We start from the raw sequence: 17,446 nt of genomic DNA on the forward strand, positions 1-17,446 counted from the left end.
CCCAGCGCCAGTACAGCTGGCTCCCAGGTAACGAATTCATAACACTATCGTGTTTTGGTTAGAGAAGAAAGGTCAAGGGCTTTCGTGACTCAGGGCACTGAAGGGCAGCAGCAGAACCAGGGCGGCACCACGGCCGCGACCAGCGGGGACAAGCAGGTCCCGCGGCTAACCGCTCCCGTGGCCAAGAAGCTAGCCACCCGGCGCAGTTTCCATGGCCGGGACTTCAGCGATGACTACGAGTGGCTTCGAGATAAGGAAGCCCAGGAGGTTCTGGATCACCTCGCCGCGGAGGACGCCTTCGCCGTGCAGGAGACCGAGCACCTGACGCCGCTACGCGAGGCCATCTACCAAGAAGTGAAGTCCCGCGTGCAGGAGACGGACATGTCCCTGCCCGTCCGTGCGGGCGACTGGTGGTACTTCTCCCGCTCGACGGAGGGGAAGAACTACGCCTCGATGTGCCGCGTCCCCGTCGATAACCCGGAGGACTGGACCCCACCGCAGATCGATCCGGAGACCCCGCACCCGCGCGAGGAGGTCTTCCTCGACGTCAACGCCGAGGCCGAGGGGCATAACTTCTTCTCCCTCGGGGCGGCGAGCGTCACCCTCGACGGCACCCGCTTGGCCTACTCCGTGGACACCGCGGGCGACGAGCGCTTCACCATGTACTTCCGTGACCTGGCCACCGGCGAGCAGATCGGGGAGCCGATCCCGGATGTCTTCTACGGCGCGACCTGGGTCGGCCGCGACACGATCTACTACCAGAAGGTCGACGCCGCCTGGCGCCCGCACGAGGTCTGGCGCCACACGCTGGGCACCTCCGTTGAGGAGGATGAGCTGATCTACCGCGAGGAAGACGAGCGCTTCTGGACCGGCGTGGGCACCACCCGCTCCAAGCGCTTCCTGCTGATCGCCTCCTCTTCCAAGGTCACCAGCGAGATCTGGTACCTCGACCTGGAGGCCGAGGAGAAGGGGGAGGGCGCGGAGCTGACCTGCATCCTGCCGCGCGAGCAGGGGGTGGAGTACGGTATCGACCACGCCCGCGTCGCGGGCGAGGAGCACTGGCTGGTCATCCACAACAAGAACGGTGTGAACTCAGAGCTGGGCTACCACCCGGTCGGTCAGATTGCCTCCCTGGACGACGTCACCGTCCTTGTGCCGCACCGCGACGACGCCCGCATCGAGGGCGTGGACTGCTTCCAGAACCACCTCGTCCTCGAGGCCCGCGAGAATGCTGTCTCGAAGAGCTACCTGATGGACATCTCCGACGGCTGGTCCGAGTTCCGCCCAGTCGACTTCGGCGAGGAGATCGCGACCGTCGGGGCTGCCGGGAACAGCGAGTGGAACCCGCCCGTCCTGCGTTTCGTCTTTTCCTCCTTTACGACGCCCACCCGGGTCTACGAGCTCGACCTGGCTACCGGGGAGCAGATCCTGCGCAAGGAACAGCAGGTCCTCCCCGGTCCGGACGGCAAGGAATTCAACCCGGCCGACTACCGGGCCACCCGCATCTGGGCCACCGCACCGGACGGCGCCCAGGTCCCGGTCAGTCTGATCCATCGCGCGGGCGTTCCACTCGACCGGGAAAACCCGGTGTTGCTCTATGGCTACGGCAGCTACGAATCCTCCATGGACCCGGGCTTCTCCATCTTCCGGCTCTCCATGCTGGATCGCGGCGTGGTCTACGCCATCGCGCACGTCCGCGGTGGTGGGGAGATGGGGCGCCTCTGGTATGACAACGGCAAGGGGCTATCCAAGAAGAACACCTTCACCGACTTCATCGCCGTGGCCGACGAGCTGATTGCCCGCGGCATGACTAGCCCGCAGCGCATGGTCGCCGAGGGCGGATCTGCCGGTGGCATGCTGATGGGCGCGGTCGCGAACATGGCAGGCGACCGCTTCGCGGGCATCGAGGCGATCGTGCCCTTCGTTGACCCGCTGACCTCCATGCTTATGCCGGAGCTGCCGCTGACGGTGACCGAGTGGGACGAGTGGGGCGATCCCTACCACGACCCGCAGGTCTACGACTACATGGCGGAATACGCCCCCTACGAGAACGTCACCGCGGACAAGACCTATCCGCCGATCCTGGCTGTGACCAGCCTCAACGACACCCGCGTGCTCTACGTGGAACCCGCGAAGTGGGTGGCGAAGCTGCGCGACGTGGCGGGCGCGAACGTCCTGCTGAAGATCGACATGGAGTCCGGCCACGGTGGCGTCTCCGGCCGCTACAAGGCCTGGGAGCAGGGCGCGTTCGAGACCGCCTGGGAGCTGGACCGCATGGGTGCCACCGAGCTGCTGGACTAGTTTTGCCACCTTCGGTGGTGGTTTTTGCCGCTTTCGGTCGCGCTTTCCGCCACCTTCGGAGGCGCTTTTCCACCTCCCCCGGCGGCGCCATTCCAATAATTCCTTGGCCTTTCAGCCTGGTGTTAACATGGGCACGTACTTAATGGATTTTTCCAACAGCTGGGAGCACTAGAGAACATGGCTCGTGTGGTTGTCAACGTCATGCCGAAGAAAGAAATTCTGGATCCCCAGGGGCAGGCCATCGTCCGCGCCCTTGGTCGTCTGGAGATCAGCGGGGTGCAGGATGTCCGTCAGGGCAAGCGCTTCGAACTCGAGGTCGATGACCAGGTGACCGAGGCAGATCTGGAGAAGATCGCCGCGGAACTGCTCGCCAACACCGTGATCGAGGACTACGAGGTCGTCACCGCGGAGGTTCAGCAGTGAGCCCCCGCATCGGAGTAATCACCTTCCCAGGCACCCTCGATGACGTCGACGCCCTCCGCGCCGTCCGTATCGCCGGTGGCGAGCCCGTCGAGCTGTGGCACGCGGACGCTGACCTGAAGGACGTGGACGCCGTCGTCGTCCCGGGTGGTTTTTCTTACGGCGACTACCTGCGCGCCGGGGCCATCGCCGCGATCGCCCCAGCCATGCGCTCCGTCGTCGAGGCCGCGGGCCGTGGCCTGCCCGTCCTGGGTATCTGCAACGGCTTCCAGATCCTGCAGGAAGCAGGGCTGCTGCCGGGTGCGCTGACCCGCAACGAGGGCCTGCACTTCGTGTGTCGCGACATCGAGCTCGAGGTGGAGAACAATTCCACCCCGTGGACCTCTGGCCTGGAGAAGGGATCCACCCTGCTGGTCCCATCCAAGCACGGCGAGGGTCGCTTCCAGGCGGATGAGGAGACCCTTAAGCGCCTCGAGGGGGAGGGCCAGGTCGTCTTCCGCTACGCGGTGAACCACAACGGCTCCCGCAACTCCATCGCGGGCGTGTGCAGCGAGAAGGGCAACGTCGTTGGCCTCATGCCGCACCCAGAGCACGCCGTGGAAGAGCTCACCGGGCCGTCCACCGACGGCCTCGGCATGTTCCAGTCCGTCCTTCACAGCCTGGTCTAGGGCCTCACCGGCTACCAGCGAGAACTTTTTCAAGAAAGTAGTTCAGGGAAGTAGTTCTATGACGAACAACCTCAACAACGGTTCCGGCGCCGCGGCCGACACTGGCGCTGTCAAGGTGCACAACGACACGGTCGCGAACGCCGAGCAGACCCCGGACCTCGTCCAGCCGTGGGCAGACCTCGGCCTCAAGGAGGACGAGTACGCCCGCATCAAGGAGATCCTGGGCCGCCGCCCAACCGAGGCGGAGCTGGCCGTGTACTCCGTGATGTGGTCGGAGCACTGCTCCTATAAGTCCTCCAAGGTCCACCTGCGTTACTTCGGTGAGACGACCACCGAGGAGATGAACTCCAAGATGCTCGCCGGCATCGGCGAGAACGCCGGCGTGGTCGACATCGGCGACGGCTGGGCCGTGACCTTCAAGGTCGAGAGCCACAACTCGCCGTCCTACATCGAGCCCTACCAGGGTGCAGCCACCGGCGTGGGCGGCATCATCCGCGACATCATGGCCATGGGCGCCCGCCCGGTCGCCGTGATGGACCAGCTGCGCTTCGGCGCCGCGGACGCCCCGGACACCCAGCGCGTCCTGCCGGGTGTGGTCGCCGGTATTGGCGGCTACGGTAACTCCCTCGGCCTGCCGAACATCGGCGGCGAGACCGTCTTCGACGCCTCGTACGGCGGTAACCCACTGGTCAACGCCCTCGGCGTGGGCGTGCTCCCGGCCGAGGACCTGAAGCTCGCCTTCGCCTCCGGCACCGGCAACCGCGTCGTCCTCTTCGGCGCCCGCACCGGGCTGGACGGCATTGGTGGCGTGTCCGTCCTGGCTTCCGAGAACTTCGAGGAGGGCGCGGAGCGCAAGCTCCCGGCCGTGCAGGTCGGCGACCCCTTCGCGGAGAAGGTCCTCATCGAGTGCTGCCTGGACCTGTACAACGCCGGCGTGGTCGTCGGTATTCAGGACCTCGGTGGCGCGGGTCTGTCCTGTGCCGTCTCCGAGCTGGCCGCTGCCGGCGATGTCGGCATGCACGTCGTGCTCGACAACGTTCACCAGCGCGCCAAGGGCATGACCGGCGCGGAGATCCTTTCCTCCGAGTCCCAGGAGCGCATGTGCGCGGTCGTGGAGCCGGAGAAGCTCGATGAGTTCATGGAGATCTGCCGCAAGTGGGATGTCATCGCCTCCGACATCGGCGAGGTTACCGACACCGGTCGCCTGATCTGCGAGCACCAGGGCGAGGTCATCCTCGACGCCCCGCCGAAGACCATCGCGGACGAGGGCCCGGTCTACGAGCGCCCGTACCAGCGCCCGGCCAACCAGGACGAGCTGCAGAAGCAGGCCGACCTGCCGCGCCCGAATAACCTGCCGGAGCTGCGCCAGCAGCTGCTGGACCTGGTCGCCTCCCCGGCGCTGTGCTCCCGCGAGTTCATCACCGAGCAGTTCGACCGCTACGTCCGCGGCAACACCGTCCTGGCGAAGGACGCTGACGCCGGCATGCTGCGTATCGACGAGAAGACCAACCGCGGCATCGCGGTTTCTGCGGATGCTTCCGGCCGCTACGCGCAGCTGGACCCGCGCATGGGTGCGAAGCTCGCGTTGGGCGAGGCCTACCGCAACGTCGCCACCACGGGTGCGACCCCGGTGGCCGTCTCCAACTGCCTGAACTTCGGTTCCCCGGAGGATCCGGAGGTCATGTGGCAGTTCCGCGAGGCCGTCCACGGCCTGGCTGACGGCTGCGTGGACGTCGAGATCCCGGTCACCGGCGGCAACGTCTCCTTCTACAACCAGACCGGTGACACCCCGATCCTGCCGACCCCGGTGGTCGCGGTTCTGGGAACCATCGACGACGCCACCACCCGCCTGCCGCAGCAGATCGCGGAGGGCTCGGAGTACGAGCTGATCCTGGCTGGCGCGATGACCAAGGACGAGCTGGGTGGCTCCATCTGGCAGCAGGTTGTCCACGACAACCTCTCTGGCCTGCCACCGCAGATCGACCTGCACGCCGAGGAACGCCTGGGCAATGCCCTGTCCGCCCTGCGTGGCGTGGCAGCTGCAGCCACCGATCTCTCCGAGGGCGGCCTGGCGCAGACCATCGTCGAGCTGGCGATCCAGTCCAACACGGGTGTCACCGTCAACCCGGCGATGAACCTGGAGCCTGGCCTGGCTGCCAGCGATGACCTGCACGAGCAGCTCTTCGTCGGCCTGTTCTCCGAGACCGCCACCCGCGTGGTGCTCGCGGTGCCGAAGGCAAGCTACGGCAAGGCGATGGAGATCCTCGCCGACCACGAGGTTCCGGCTGCCTGGATCGGCCGCACGGGCAGCGTGGACGCCGAGGGCCGCCCGGAGGTCTGCTTCGAGGTTGGCGCGACCGGCAACCTGCCGGGCGATCAGCCGGAGCCTGCGGAGCAAGACGCATCCGAGGACGGCGAGGTCGCACGCCTGGTCTTCAACGTCGAGGAGCTGCGCAACGTGTGGGAGGCAACCCTGCCTGCGCTCTTCGGCCACGCCACCGGCGCGAACTCCACTGTCTAGGTCGCACAAGCCCTAGCTAGGGGAGGGCTGGCCCAACTGCTAGCCCTCCTGATCGCCGAGCTGAGACTCGAGCGCTTGAATGCGCTCCTTCAGCTCGGCGATATCTTTTCGGTATAGGCCCAGTGTCTCGTCGACCTGGGCCTTCGTCCATCTCGGCTGAATGTGCTTCGAGCAATTCGCGTCGGTGGCCACCAGATCCACGACCATGATGCGTTCGGTGGGCTGGCGGAGCCGTTCGCCACCGATGGTGGTCGCGTCCTCGGCGAGCTCGGGGTCGTCAGCGGCCTCCACGATGCGGGCGTGACCGAAGACCTTCAGACGGCGACGCAGCGGGTAGTCGACAAAGAACAGGCACACCCGCCCGCCGTCCTCCCCGCCCCGGTCCACATTGCCGGTGGTGACGAACTGGTTATTGCCGTGGAACTCCGGCCAGAACAGTCGCTTGCCGTCCGCGCTGATGTGCACGAAGCCCTGCGGTCCGCCGCGGTGCTGCACGTACGGCCACCCGGTGCCGGTGACGGTGGAGATGTAGAAGTGCTGGGCGCTGCGGATCAGCTTGCGGGCCTTGCCGTCGAGCCCGTCGAAGGGGCCGTCGGCGTGCCCTTGTTCGACGCCTGGAAGCTGCGTTTCCTCGCTGTGCTGTCGGGCGCGGACGAAGCGGTCGTAGGCGATCTTCTCGTAGGTCAGCTCATCGGTCATCGGCCGGCTCCTTCCAGGTTTGGTCGTACAGGGTCGCTGAGTTCGGCAGCCGCCCTAGGTCTGGCAGTCACCTTTGACGGTCGCACTAGAGCAGTAGGACGTCCACCTCTTCGCCCTCGGCGGGGCCCGCGGATCCTGCCGGGATCACCACCATGCCATCCAGCCCCACGAGGGAGGCGACGAAGTGGGAGCCGAAGCGCTGGCCGCTGAACGCATCCACCACCGGTTCGGTGCCGGAGTAGTCCACCCGGACGGGGGAGAGTAGCGTGCGCCCAGTGCTGGCTGGGAAATGTCCGCGGACTCGGGCGCGCACGCTCGGGCGGTTGAGGGCGGTGCCGTAAGCAGGCAGCCCCCGCATGCGGCGGAGCAGCGGGGCTACGAAGATGTGGAAGCTCACCCACACACTCACGGGGTTGCCGGGCAGGCAGAGCAGGGGAGTGCCCGCCCACAGCCCGCCGCCCTGGGGCTTGCCCGGCTGCATATTCAGCGGGCCGAACCACATGTCTGTGCTGTTCTCTCCAGCGACCTGTTTGACCACGTCGAAGGCCCCGGCGGAGATGCCACCGGTGGTGACGATGAGGTCGTGGCTGACAGCGAGCTCGTCCAGCAGGTGGCGGAAGGCCTCGGCGTCGTCCCGGACCTGATGAACGCTGGCGGTGACCCCGGCGCCCAGTGCCTCGGCGAGCTGGGCGGCCATCGGGCCGTTGGAGTCCGGGATGCGGGGGAGGCTGCTTTCAGATCCGGCCCCGGCTTGGCCGGTCTCGGCACCCTTGGTCACCGCGACCTCGTCGCCCGTGGTGACCACCGCGACGCGCAATTCGGGGTGGACCTCGACCTCAGCAACTCCGGTCGCGATGAGCGCGGCGACGGTCCCGGCGTCGAGCTCGCAGCCTGCAGGGGCGAGTGCCTCGCCTGCGCGGATGTTGGAACCGGCGCGGCGCACGTGCGACTGCTCGGGGTTGAGCTCGTAGACCTCGATGGCCTCGGGCAGCGGGTGCGGGCCGGCGGGGATATTCGTCGCCTCCACCGGGATGATCAGAACCTCGGCGCCCTCCGGAACCGGGGCGCCCGTCATGATGCGCTGGGCGTGACCCGGTGGCGGCAGCTCGGGGGCCGCACCGGCGAAGACATCGCCGGAGACGGGAAAACGCAGCGGGGTCGTGCGCAGATCCCGGGCTTCCAGGTCTGGGGGCACGTCCGAGGCGCGGATGGCGAAACCATCCATCGCAGAATTGGAAAACGGCGGAACGGCCTGCTGGGCGCTCACTGGGCGCGCCAACACTCGGCCCAATGCCTGGGTAAGCGGCAGCGTCTCAGTTCCACGACCCGTCCGTTGCAGCCAGGCATCGGCCAGCGACTGGGTAAAGCGGTAGTGCTCCTCGATGGAACGCATATGCCCACCCGTGCCGTGGCAGGGGTGGGCGGCGGTGTTTGTCACTGGGCTAGTCGCTGAGCTTGGTATTGCCCGGCAGCGGGGAGACCAGCGGCTTCGGCACGTAGGTGGAGCGCAGCTCGCGCAGCGTCATCGCGTGCTGCTCCAGGCGCTTATCCTCGTTGGTCTGCGGCACGTACTGGCGAGCTGGCAGCGCGTGGCCGTCAACGTCCACCGCCACGTAAGTGAAGGAGGCGTGGATCGCGGTCGGCAGGTTCGAAGTGTCCTCGCGCGGGTCGCCCGCGCGCAGGTGGACGGAGACGGACATCGAACGGGCGTCGGTGCGGATCAGGCGGGCGTCCACCTCGATCAGGTCACCGATGGAGACCGGACGGTAGAAGCGGATGCCACCGGCGTAGACGGCGACGGTGCGCTCCCCGGACCAGCGCATGGTGCAGGCCGTCGCGGCCTCGTCGATCCACTGCATCGCGGTACCACCGTGGACGTCGCCGCCCCAGTTGACGTCCGTGGGCTTAGCGAGGAAGCGGGAGGTGACCTGCGGTGCCGTGGAATCGTCCGTGTAGGACTGGCGCAGCATCTCCTCCTCGATCGCCTTGCGCAGCTGGATGCGGGACAGCGCGGCCTCCTCGACGCGCTTCTCCTCCTCGGTCTGCGGGATGTACTTCGGGACGGCCTTGGACCGACGGTTCTCGTCCATGGCGACGAAGATCACCAGGCAGTCGCAGGCGCGGGTGAACTGGCCGTCGCGCGGGTCAGCGGAGAGCACCTCGTTGACGATGTGCATGGAGGAACGCCCGGTGTAGGCGATGCGGGAACGCACCTCGACCAGGTGGCCGGAAGGAATTGGGCGGGTGAAGTGGATGTGACCCACATAGGCGGTCACGCAGTAAGACTGGGACCAGCCCACGGCGCAGGCATAGGCCGCCTTATCGATCCACTCCAGTACACGCCCACCGTGCACGCCCATGCCGCCGGCGTACAGCACGTCGGTGGGGGAGGCGAGGAAACGCAGCGTGACGAGCGGCGATGGCCCCTCCGTGCTCGTCACTTCTGGTTGAGCCGTCAAGGTCTCATCGGTGTTTGTAGACGTCGCATCTTTACCCATGAAGGCCATGTTAAAGCACAGTCTGATAAAACATTGACACAGTGGCGATTTTGTTGCACAGAAACCTGGGGGAAGTGGTTATTTGTGCAGCTCAAGGGCCTTCTATGGGGTGCCTCACGTTGTTGCGAAAATGGCTTGTCCGCAGAGGTTATTAGGGTGGGGGTCATGAGCCGAAAATTAAGTGGTCTTGAGCTGACTGCCGCGGCGACCGAGGCGATGGCCGCCGTCGCGGACTGGGTGGCGGATCCGGAAGGTCAGCCCGTGCCCTCCCGGCAAGCGCTTGCGGATGCGGTCCGGCGCAGCGCTGAACTTCTCGCACAGGATGCGCCCGGGAATACCGTGGAGCTTCGGGTGCCGCCCTTCGTGGCGGTGCAGTGCGTGGCCGGGCCGGTGCATCGCCGGGGGAATCCGCCCAACGTCGTGCAATGCAGCCCGCTGGCCTGGCTGCGGGCTGCGGCAGGAGCGGCGTCATTGACGGAAATGTCAGAACGAGCGGGCGCCGACGCGGCGGGCAGTCCGATGGGCAGGATCAGCGTCGAGCTTTCCGGAACCCGTGCTTCGGAGATGGAGCGCCACTTGCCTCTGTTTGGAAGACATTAAAGGGCTGGTAATGTCGTGATAGTGGCAAAAGATACTGGCCTGAATTCTTTGAATGGGACCAACTCGGCACCGTCGGTGGACGCGGCACAGCCCGCCCAACCAGCGGACCGGGGGTACGACGATCACGGGGAGCAGCCTCCGCGCGAGGAATGCGGTGTCTTCGGGGTATGGGCACCGGGGGAGGACGTCTCGAAGCTGACCTACTACGGGCTGTACGCGCTGCAGCACCGTGGCCAGGAAGCAGCGGGCATCGGCGTCGGCAGCGGCGACCAGATCCTCGTGTACAAGGACCTCGGCCTGGTCAGCCAGGTGTTCGACGAGCAGATCCTTAACTCCCTGAAGGGGCACATCGCGATCGGTCACACCCGTTACGCGACGGCCGGTGGGGGACGCTGGGAAAACGCCCAGCCGATGTTCCGCATGGCCTCGGACGGCACGGACGTCGCCCTGGGGCACAACGGTAACCTCACCAACTACCTGGAGCTGATGGCCGAGGCCGCGGAGAAGCGCCTCGTGAACCCCGCTGACGAACCGAGCGACTCGGACGTCATGTGCGCGCTCATCGCAGACCTCATCGACGAGAACACCTCGATGGAGGATGCTGCGCTCCAGCTCTTCCCGCGGGTCAAGGGTGCATACTGCCTGACCTTCACAGACGGCAAGGGCCTGTACGCGGTGCGCGACCCGCACGGCGTGCGCCCGCTGAGCATCGGCAAGCTCGCCAACGGCTGGGTCGTCTCCAGCGAGACCGCGGCCCTGGATATCGTCGGCGCGGAGTTCGTGCGCGACGTCGAGCCAGGCGAGTTCATCGCAATCAACGAGGACGGCATCCGCTCCCGCAAGTTCGCCGAGGCGACCCCGAAGGGCTGTGTGTTCGAGTACGTCTACCTCGCGCGCCCGGACTCGGTTATCAATGGCCAGCCAGTGAACGCGACCCGCGTGGACATCGGCCGCCGCCTGGCGGAGGAGTGGCCGGCTGAGGGCGACCTGGTGATCCCGGTGCCTGACTCCGGCACCCCGGCGGCGGTGGGCTACGCCCAGGCCTCCGGCATCCCATTCGGCCAGGGGCTGACGAAGAATGCCTACGTGGGGCGCACCTTCATCGAGCCCTCCCAGACCATTCGCCAGCTGGGTATCCGACTGAAGCTGAACCCGCTGCGCCACGTGATCGAGGGCAAGCGCCTGATCGTGGTGGACGACTCCATCGTGCGCGGCAATACCCAGCGGGCGCTCATCCGCATGCTGCGGGACGCGGGCGCGGCCGAGGTGCACGTGCGCATTGCCTCCCCGCCGGTGAAGTGGCCGTGCTTCTACGGCATCGACTTCCCGTCGCCGAACGAGCTGCTGGCCAACAACGTGGACCCAGACAACATGGTGGAAGCCATGCGGGAAGAGGTCGGCGCGGACTCCCTGGGCTTCGTCTCCACGGAGGCGATGGTGGAGACCAGCGCGCAGCCGCGGGAGACCCTGTGTGCTGCCTGCTTCGACGGCGTGTACCCGCTGGGTCTGCCGGCGGGCAACCCGAACGCGGAGCAGGTTCGCCTCCGGCAGCGCCGCCTCGCGGAGGAGGCTGAGCAGGCCGCAGGTGGCAGCGATGCCTCAAGCAACAACCCCGAAGAAAACTAGCGATTGAACACCCTCGGCGGAAGCCGGATTTCACAAGCAGGAGAAAACTCATGAGTGATGATCAGAAGACTCAAGCTGGGGCGTCCTACGCCGCCGCTGGTGTGGATATCGAGGCCGGCGACCGCGCTGTCGAGCTGCTGGCCCCGCTGGCGAAGCGCGCGACCCGCCCGGAGGTCCGCGGCGGGCTCGGTGGCTTCGCCGGGCTGTTCGCGCTGGGCGAGTACGACAAGCCGCTGCTGGCCGCATCCTCCGATGGTGTGGGCACCAAGCTGGCCGTCGCCCAGGCGATGGACAAGCACGACACCATCGGCCGCGACCTGGTGGCCATGTGCGTCGACGACCTCGTCGTCTGTGGCGCCGAGCCGCTGTTCATGCAGGACTACATCGCGATCGGAAAGGTGATCCCGGAGAAGGTCGCCGAGATCGTCAAGGGCATCGCGGATGGCTGCGAGGAGGCAGGCTGCGCCCTGCTCGGCGGCGAGACCGCCGAGCACCCGGGTGTCATGGGCGAGAATGACTACGACGTCTCCGCCACCTCCGTCGGTGTGGTCGAGGAGGCCAAGCTGCTGGGGCCAGACAAGGTCCGCCCGGGCGACGTGGTTATCGCGATGGAGTCCTCCGGCCTGCACTCCAACGGCTATTCCCTGGCCCGCAAGGTTCTCCTGCAGGACGCCGGCCTGCCGCTCGACCAGGAGGTGCCGGAGTTTGGGCGCACCCTGGGTGAGGAGATGCTCGAGCCGACCCGCATCTACGCGAAGGACTGCCTGGACCTGGCCGCAGAGTGCGACGTCCACACCTTCGCCCACATCACCGGTGGCGGCCTGGCTGCCAACGTGGCCCGCGTGATCCCGGAGGGCCTGGTCGCCGAGCTGCACCGCTCCACCTGGGTACCGGGCCCGATTTTCACCAAGATCCAGGAGCTGGGCGGGGTGGCCCAGGAGGAGATGGAGAAGACCTTCAACATGGGCGTTGGCATGGTCGCCATCGTGTCCGAGGAGGACGCCGACCGCGCGCTCGCGATGCTGGCGGCCCGCCACATGAAGGCCTGGCGCCTGGGCGTGGTCCGCTCCGGCGAGGGTGGTGCGACCCTGCAGGGCGAGCACCCGGCGGAGGGCTAAGCCTCTCTCGGGGGAAGCCCGTGGCGCCGGACGTTGCTGGCAGCCACGGGCCAACACGTAAAGCGGCTTCGCTGCCACCTGGGGGTGGGGCGAGGCCGCGGGGTAAAAAATACGGCCCGAGCGCGACCGGGTTTGTGAGGTCGTGGGCTCGGGCCGTATGGCGCGGGGGACTAGTAGCGGTGGTCGCTCCAGTCGTCCCACTCGTCATCGCGCTCGGAGTACTCGTCCTGCTGCGGAGCTCCAGAAAGCTCTCGCTGCAGACGCTCCAGATCCATTTCCGGAGCCTGGTACTTCAGTCGGCGAGCTACCTTGGCTTGCTTAGCCTTTGCGCGGCCGCGACCCATGGCTGACCCCCTTGAGAGATCGTATGGCGACTCGAGGGAACGGTCGCCTTCTTATTGTTTAAGCATTTCCTGGTCTACACCATAGCGAATTTTTTTCGCGAATTCCGAACCCGGCCCCGCTCCGCCCCGCGCCGCGCCGTGGGAAACCGTGGCCACGATGCGAGATGCATCGCAAAAGTGCAGGTCAGATAGGGTGGCGCGGCGGTGTCCGCGAAAATTAGCCGTTGCGCAGATTTTTGATCGCTGCGCGTCCCGGCTTTTCCGCGTCGTCCACCTTCACGTCCGCAGGGTCGATCGCGGCGTCCACCTCCCCGGCCTGCAGGGCTGGCACTGCCGCCGGGTCCGTCGCCAGCTTTTCCACCACATTGCGCCGCACTAGCGCGAGGGCAATCGGCCCCAGAATCGCGTCGTGCACGCTGCTGCCCACCCGGCCGATGCGGCGGCCACCCGCAGTAAGATCCGCGCCAACCTCCGGGAGCGCGTTCCGGGAGCCATCGAGGTGGAGCAGCACCAGAGTGCGAGGCGGCTTGCCGAGATTCTGCACGCGGGAGACGGTCTCCTGCCCGCGGTAGCAGCCCTTATTCAGGTGCACCGCATGCGCCGTCGGGCCCTCGCTCTCCTGGGCTAGCTGGGTCGCCCCGTGATTATTCTCGCCCAGGTACCAGGGAACCTCGTGGGGGATTGTCTTCTCGTCCGTGTCCTCGCCGATCACCGGCTGACGTGCGGCGATGCGCCAGGCGGTGTAAGCCATCAGCCCGGTTGGAGCGTAGCCAAGCTCACCGGTGGCGTGATCCCAGCTTCCGATCTGCGCATCAGCCGGCAGCCACACATCGGTCACCGCAATCTCGCCCAGTTTCCGGGTGCGCCAGGAGTGCGCATCCGGAAACGCTCCATCCGGGGTGGCTCCGAGCCCAGCCCGGTCATCCTCCGCCGACTCTTGCGCACCGGCCTTCTTCAGGACAGCCACCTGCACCAGGTCCAGGCGTTCGACCTCAACCTTCGCCCAGAAGATCATGCGGCTGAGGTAGGTCTCCAGTCCCTCGGCCTGCTCAGCGGCGACGTCCAGCAGGATGCCGTCCTCCAAGGCAGCGACCCCGAATTGGTATTCCACGTGGCCCTGCACGTCCAGGATGAGACCAAAGGTGGCCTGACCAGGCTGGATGGCGTTGATCTTCTGGCTGATCAGGTCGTTGAGCCAGGTCTTGGCCTCCTCACCGTGGACCCACAGGGCGACGCGGTCGAAGCGGTCGACGAGGCCGGTCGCGCCATCTTCGACGGCGTTCTGCTCACCAAGGGGGTTCCCGTAGTGCCAGGCGACGGGGTAGGTCTTGTCCTCGTTGGTCGCGCTGGCGCCGGGGACGTGGCTCAACAGGGGAGAGCTGGGGGTGGTCATGAAGGGAAAACAACCTTTCTGCGCTCGTTAGTTACCCCGATGCTAGTAGGGAATCGCCACGGCGATCGACCAGGGCATATTCTTAAGATGGATCCCGGCTTTAGCCCCGCGCCCCCGCGCGTGCTGCTTGCGGCGCGAAGGGGGCTAGCCGGTTGCTGAGGTGGCTTGACGAAAAAGGAGTAGCTATGGCGATTGTCATTGATGTTCTCGGCGCCACGGAACCCCGCATCTGGGACGCTGAGCAGCCGTTCCTCTATGCCGACGACCTCGCGGCAATCCGCGGGGATGGAGTCTTCGAGACCCTGATCCTGCGCGAGGACGTGGTGCGCAACATGGACCGCCACGCCTCCCGTTTCCAGTCGAGCGCGGCGATGCTGGAGCTGCCGGAGCCGGATATTCAGCGCTGGACTGCGGCCACCGAGCTGGCGGTCAGCGAGTTCGCTCGCGTCTACCCGGAGCAGCACGAAGCGGCGCTGCGCTGGGTCTACTCGCGCGGTCGCGAGTCGGGCGGTGAACCCACCGGGTGGATCACGGTGACCCCGGTGGGCGAGGCGCAGCTCAAAGCCCGCCGCGAGGGCGTCAGCGTCATGACCGCCGAACGCGGTTTCAGCCTCGATATTTCGGATCGCTCGCCGTGGGCACTGATCGGCGCGAAGACTCTCTCTTATGCCGCGAACATGGCAGCACTACGGGCAGCGAAGAAGGCCGGCTTCGACGACGTCATCTTCTTCAGCGAAGAAGGCACTGTCCTGGAAGGGCCGACGAGCAGCGTGATCATCGCCCGGGAGTCCGAGGGCGGCGGTAAACCACAGCTGCTGACTCCCTGCCCGCACACCGGGATCCTCCCGGGCACGTCGCAGGCTGCGGTATTCCGGCTCGCCGCGGAGCGCGGCTGGCCGGTGGCTGAAGAGCAGCTCACCGATGAGGACCTGCGCACCGCAGCGGGGGTATGGCTGGTGTCCTCGGTGCGGATTCAGGCGCGCGTCACGGCCATCGACGGCCAGCCCATGCCACGGCCGGCCTTCGCCGATGAGCTCGAGGCCCTGATCGCGGAGGCCGTCACCGCGCAGGCCTAGCTAGGCGCAGAGCTAGCCGCGCACTCGCTTGAGCTGCGCGGACATCCACGGCACCATCTCGCCATCGATGAGGCGCTCGTCGACCCAGCCCAGGTCGTTGTTCGGCATGAGACCGTAGAGGCGCTTGCCAGGGCCCAGGGCGCTCGGGCCGGTCTCGGTGGCCAGGGTGGAAGCGCTCTCCAGCTGCCAGGCGCGCTCAGTGAGCGGCTTGCCGTACATCAGCTCGATCATGCCGTCGGAGTGGGCGATGAGCAGCTCGATGTTGTCGTCGTTGTCGATGCGCCAGAAGCCGGCCTCGCGGCGCAGCAGCTCGCCTACCTCCGGCTCGCCCGCAGCCTCAGCGCTAGCCTCGCTGGCTTCCGCCGCAGCATCGCTCTCTGCCTCAGCGCCCTCCTCGGCGGGCGGGTTGATCTTCCAGGTGCGGGACTCGAAGCCCAGGCGGTTCTCGCCATCGTGGAAGATGCTCAGCTGCTGGCCGAAGGTGAACTCCTCCTCGCCCGGGTGCGCAGCCTGGCCCTGGCCGCGCCACACACCGACCAGCGGCAGGAGTGCGAGCAGGCCGTCGTGCAGGTTCGGGCCGAAGCGCAGGTTGGCGGTGTCCTCCGGGATCGGCAGGTCGCCGAAGACCGGCAGGTTCTTATCCGCCGTGCTCTTCGACTGCTCGGCGGCGAGGTTCACGGCCTGGTTGCCGTCCAGCTTCGGGCCGGAGTTGGTGCTTTCTGCCGGGGTGTTGGCACCCTGGTCAGGAGACTGATTATTAGCCTTATCGGAACTCATGGCCTCCACTCTATAGGGACGGCCGTTGCTCTTCCGTGAGGGGACGGGTCGGAGGGGTGAGGTCCCCGATGCTGACGGTGGTGTAGTAGTCCTCCGCCTCGATGAACACCGAGCCCCCTCCCACGTAGACGCGCATCGGGATCCCGGGGAAGGGGATGGAGTCCTTCTCGATCTTCAGTCGGAAGCCGTCCATCAGCGCCGCGGTGGTCGCCTCGTCCAGCTGATCAGCGGGGACGATCTCCGCGCCCTCCTTCTTGTTCACCGGTCCCTCGATGACGGTGACGGGGCGCAGGTAGACGTCGCCGCGCTTGATGCGGACCTTCATCTCGACGATCGCGGGGGCACGGAAACCCTTCGGGGTGCCGCGGAAGATCGCTTCGGTTTCCCACCCGCCGCGCGGGGAGATGTCTGCCTTATTCGAGACGTCCAGGTCAGGTATGCCCATCAGCTTTCCCAGGGGGACGACGCCCAGCTGGAGGCGGTGGAAGACCTTGCGCGCAGGAGCGTCGTGAATATCGCCCGTGAAGATCTGGGAGGCATTGACGTCGACGTACTGGGCGGAGGAGTGGACGGTGACGTCGCCGAATCCGGCGATGGGGACGTCCTTGGCGGTGACGGTGACGGCCTCCAGCTCCTTGGTGAGAGCCTGGGTGACGTAGGGGAATCCCGCGAGCATGACCTCCGGCGGCTTGGGCAGGTGCGAGCCCTCGTAGAGCTGCTGGGAGATCTTCGCCTCCGTGCGGGCGGCGATGAGGGAGTCCGTGAGCGTGAGCGCGAGGGATGCGACCAGAAGACCGGCGAGAACCTTCCACAGGCGGTGCCGGGGGCGCGGTGCTGGGGAGGTATCAGCCGAAATCTGCGGGTTTGCCATGAAGAACATTATGGCGCATCGATGGGCGCGGGCCATACCCGATCCGCGGCGGTGGGGTATCGATGGCGAAATCCGATGTCTGGGTGCTTGCGTAGGGTGGATAGAACACCAAGCGAGATGAACCAGAATTTTTCCGGGAGCGAGTTTTATGACCTGCACTTTCCACGCCTACGAGCAGCTTCACGCTCAGCCGGAGGTGGTCGCCGCAGTACACACCCTGCTCCGGGAGGTTGAACAGGCCGACGGGGTGGCTGCGCTGGGCGAGGCCTTCCTCAAGGGCATCGATGGGGACCACGGGCACCAGCACATCGTGGCCATGACCGACGAGCGTGTGGTGGGCGTCCTGGCGCTGGATGGCGCCGTGACCGCCAGTGTGAGCGGGGAGAACCCGACCGCAGAGCTAGCCGTCGCGCCCGATGTTCGTCGCCAGGGGGTAGCCCGTGGCATGCTCGCGGCGGCGCGCGAAGACCTGGGGCTGACTGGCCCCCTGGATACGTGGGCGCACGGGGATTTGGCACCGGCTCGTGCGATGGC

At 66.7% G+C, this 17,446-nt stretch carries 16 protein-coding genes; 9 read left to right on the forward strand and 7 right to left on the reverse strand.

The annotated features are described in order from the left end of the window. Positions 1-84: 84 nt before the first annotated feature. The 4 genes from HMPREF3088_RS09455 (at position 85) to purL (ending at position 5,910) form a co-directional block, all read left to right on the forward strand. Entirely contained in the window at positions 85-2,301 is a 2,217-nt protein-coding gene (locus HMPREF3088_RS09455; protein ID WP_070759743.1) for a S9 family peptidase, read from the forward strand. Positions 2,302-2,478: 177 nt separating this feature from the next. Further along, on the forward strand, positions 2,479-2,724 hold the full coding sequence (gene purS / locus HMPREF3088_RS09460) for a phosphoribosylformylglycinamidine synthase subunit PurS (protein WP_070759745.1): 246 nt from the start codon (positions 2,479-2,481) through the stop codon (positions 2,722-2,724). Beyond that, a complete protein-coding gene (gene purQ, locus HMPREF3088_RS09465) occupies positions 2,721-3,389 on the forward strand; it encodes a phosphoribosylformylglycinamidine synthase subunit PurQ (RefSeq protein ID WP_070759746.1) in 669 nt (222 codons plus the stop codon). Before purS ends, purQ begins: the two co-directional genes overlap by 4 nt. 58 nt (positions 3,390-3,447) lie before the next feature. Beyond that, entirely contained in the window at positions 3,448-5,910 is a 2,463-nt protein-coding gene (gene purL / locus HMPREF3088_RS09470) for a phosphoribosylformylglycinamidine synthase subunit PurL (protein ID WP_070759747.1), read from the forward strand. Between the two features lie 39 nt (positions 5,911-5,949). On the opposite strand, the gene HMPREF3088_RS09475 is transcribed toward purL, so the two are convergent. The 3 genes from HMPREF3088_RS09475 to HMPREF3088_RS09485 all read right to left on the reverse strand — a co-directional run bounded on the left by HMPREF3088_RS09475 (position 5,950) and on the right by HMPREF3088_RS09485 (position 9,116). Then, positions 5,950-6,609, reverse strand: coding sequence for a pyridoxamine 5'-phosphate oxidase family protein (locus tag HMPREF3088_RS09475; RefSeq protein ID WP_070759748.1), 660 nt, complete (start codon positions 6,607-6,609; stop codon positions 5,950-5,952). A gap of 85 nt (positions 6,610-6,694) precedes the next feature. Further along, the gene (gene glp / locus HMPREF3088_RS09480) at positions 6,695-8,047 is read right to left on the reverse strand and encodes a molybdopterin molybdotransferase MoeA (protein WP_246818149.1); all 1,353 of its coding nucleotides are present in this window, start codon (positions 8,045-8,047) and stop codon (positions 6,695-6,697) included. Positions 8,048-8,051: 4 nt separating this feature from the next. Then, positions 8,052-9,116, reverse strand: coding sequence for an acyl-CoA thioesterase (locus tag HMPREF3088_RS09485; RefSeq protein WP_070759750.1), 1,065 nt, complete (start codon positions 9,114-9,116; stop codon positions 8,052-8,054). 156 nt (positions 9,117-9,272) lie between these two features. On the opposite strand from HMPREF3088_RS09485, the gene HMPREF3088_RS09490 reads away from it, so the two are divergent. The 3 genes from HMPREF3088_RS09490 (at position 9,273) to purM (ending at position 12,451) form a co-directional block, all read left to right on the forward strand. After that, positions 9,273-9,707, forward strand: a complete 435-nt coding sequence (locus HMPREF3088_RS09490) for a sterol carrier family protein (protein ID WP_070759751.1) — start codon at positions 9,273-9,275, stop codon at positions 9,705-9,707. A gap of 75 nt (positions 9,708-9,782) precedes the next feature. Next, positions 9,783-11,333, forward strand: a complete 1,551-nt coding sequence (purF, locus tag HMPREF3088_RS09495) for an amidophosphoribosyltransferase (RefSeq protein ID WP_173362363.1) — start codon at positions 9,783-9,785, stop codon at positions 11,331-11,333. Positions 11,334-11,383: 50 nt separating this feature from the next. Further along, entirely contained in the window at positions 11,384-12,451 is a 1,068-nt protein-coding gene (purM, locus tag HMPREF3088_RS09500) for a phosphoribosylformylglycinamidine cyclo-ligase (RefSeq protein ID WP_012360852.1), read from the forward strand. 170 nt (positions 12,452-12,621) lie between these two features. On the opposite strand, the gene HMPREF3088_RS10280 is transcribed toward purM, so the two are convergent. Continuing rightward, the gene (locus HMPREF3088_RS10280; protein ID WP_012360850.1) at positions 12,622-12,795 is read right to left on the reverse strand and encodes a DUF3073 domain-containing protein; all 174 of its coding nucleotides are present in this window, start codon (positions 12,793-12,795) and stop codon (positions 12,622-12,624) included. A 217-nt stretch (positions 12,796-13,012) separates the two neighbouring features. Further along, complete coding sequence (locus tag HMPREF3088_RS09505) at positions 13,013-14,188, reverse strand: CAF17-like 4Fe-4S cluster assembly/insertion protein YgfZ (RefSeq protein WP_070759752.1); 1,176 nt, start codon at positions 14,186-14,188, stop codon at positions 13,013-13,015. Between the two features lie 185 nt (positions 14,189-14,373). Between HMPREF3088_RS09505 and HMPREF3088_RS09510 the strand changes: the two genes are divergently transcribed. Further along, complete coding sequence (locus tag HMPREF3088_RS09510) at positions 14,374-15,264, forward strand: aminodeoxychorismate lyase (protein ID WP_070759753.1); 891 nt, start codon at positions 14,374-14,376, stop codon at positions 15,262-15,264. A 12-nt stretch (positions 15,265-15,276) separates the two neighbouring features. Here the strand turns inward: HMPREF3088_RS09510 and HMPREF3088_RS09515 are convergent, their stop codons facing one another. Together HMPREF3088_RS09515 and HMPREF3088_RS09520 are read right to left on the reverse strand one after the other, a co-directional pair. Further along, the gene (locus tag HMPREF3088_RS09515; protein ID WP_070759762.1) at positions 15,277-16,041 is read right to left on the reverse strand and encodes a heme-binding beta-barrel domain-containing protein; all 765 of its coding nucleotides are present in this window, start codon (positions 16,039-16,041) and stop codon (positions 15,277-15,279) included. Positions 16,042-16,051: 10 nt separating this feature from the next. Beyond that, positions 16,052-16,912: an LmeA family phospholipid-binding protein gene (locus HMPREF3088_RS09520; RefSeq protein ID WP_246818150.1), complete on the reverse strand. Its 861-nt coding sequence runs from the start codon at positions 16,910-16,912 to the stop codon at positions 16,052-16,054. Positions 16,913-17,060: 148 nt separating this feature from the next. On the opposite strand from HMPREF3088_RS09520, the gene HMPREF3088_RS10785 reads away from it, so the two are divergent. Next, positions 17,061-17,446: GNAT family N-acetyltransferase (locus tag HMPREF3088_RS10785; RefSeq protein ID WP_246818151.1), on the forward strand; the 386-nt coding region annotated here is incomplete at its 3' end.

Source organism: Corynebacterium sp. HMSC22B11 (genome assembly GCF_001815965.1).
GTDB lineage: Bacteria > Actinomycetota > Actinomycetes > Mycobacteriales > Mycobacteriaceae > Corynebacterium.

Coding starts and splice junctions, on each gene's coding strand:
- purS (WP_070759745.1), top strand. CDS start 2,479: ATGGCTCGTGTGGTTGTCAACGTCATGCCGAAGAAAGAAATTCTGGAT.
- purL (WP_070759747.1), top strand. CDS start 3,448: ATGACGAACAACCTCAACAACGGTTCCGGCGCCGCGGCCGACACTGGC.
- HMPREF3088_RS09475 (WP_070759748.1), bottom strand. CDS start 6,609: ATGACCGATGAGCTGACCTACGAGAAGATCGCCTACGACCGCTTCGTC.
- HMPREF3088_RS09485 (WP_070759750.1), bottom strand. CDS start 9,116: ATGGCCTTCATGGGTAAAGATGCGACGTCTACAAACACCGATGAGACC.
- HMPREF3088_RS09490 (WP_070759751.1), top strand. CDS start 9,273: ATGAGCCGAAAATTAAGTGGTCTTGAGCTGACTGCCGCGGCGACCGAG.
- purM (WP_012360852.1), top strand. CDS start 11,384: ATGAGTGATGATCAGAAGACTCAAGCTGGGGCGTCCTACGCCGCCGCT.
- HMPREF3088_RS10280 (WP_012360850.1), bottom strand. CDS start 12,795: ATGGGTCGCGGCCGCGCAAAGGCTAAGCAAGCCAAGGTAGCTCGCCGA.
- HMPREF3088_RS09505 (WP_070759752.1), bottom strand. CDS start 14,188: ATGACCACCCCCAGCTCTCCCCTGTTGAGCCACGTCCCCGGCGCCAGC.
- HMPREF3088_RS09510 (WP_070759753.1), top strand. CDS start 14,374: ATGGCGATTGTCATTGATGTTCTCGGCGCCACGGAACCCCGCATCTGG.
- HMPREF3088_RS09515 (WP_070759762.1), bottom strand. CDS start 16,041: ATGAGTTCCGATAAGGCTAATAATCAGTCTCCTGACCAGGGTGCCAAC.
- HMPREF3088_RS09520 (WP_246818150.1), bottom strand. CDS start 16,912: ATGGCAAACCCGCAGATTTCGGCTGATACCTCCCCAGCACCGCGCCCC.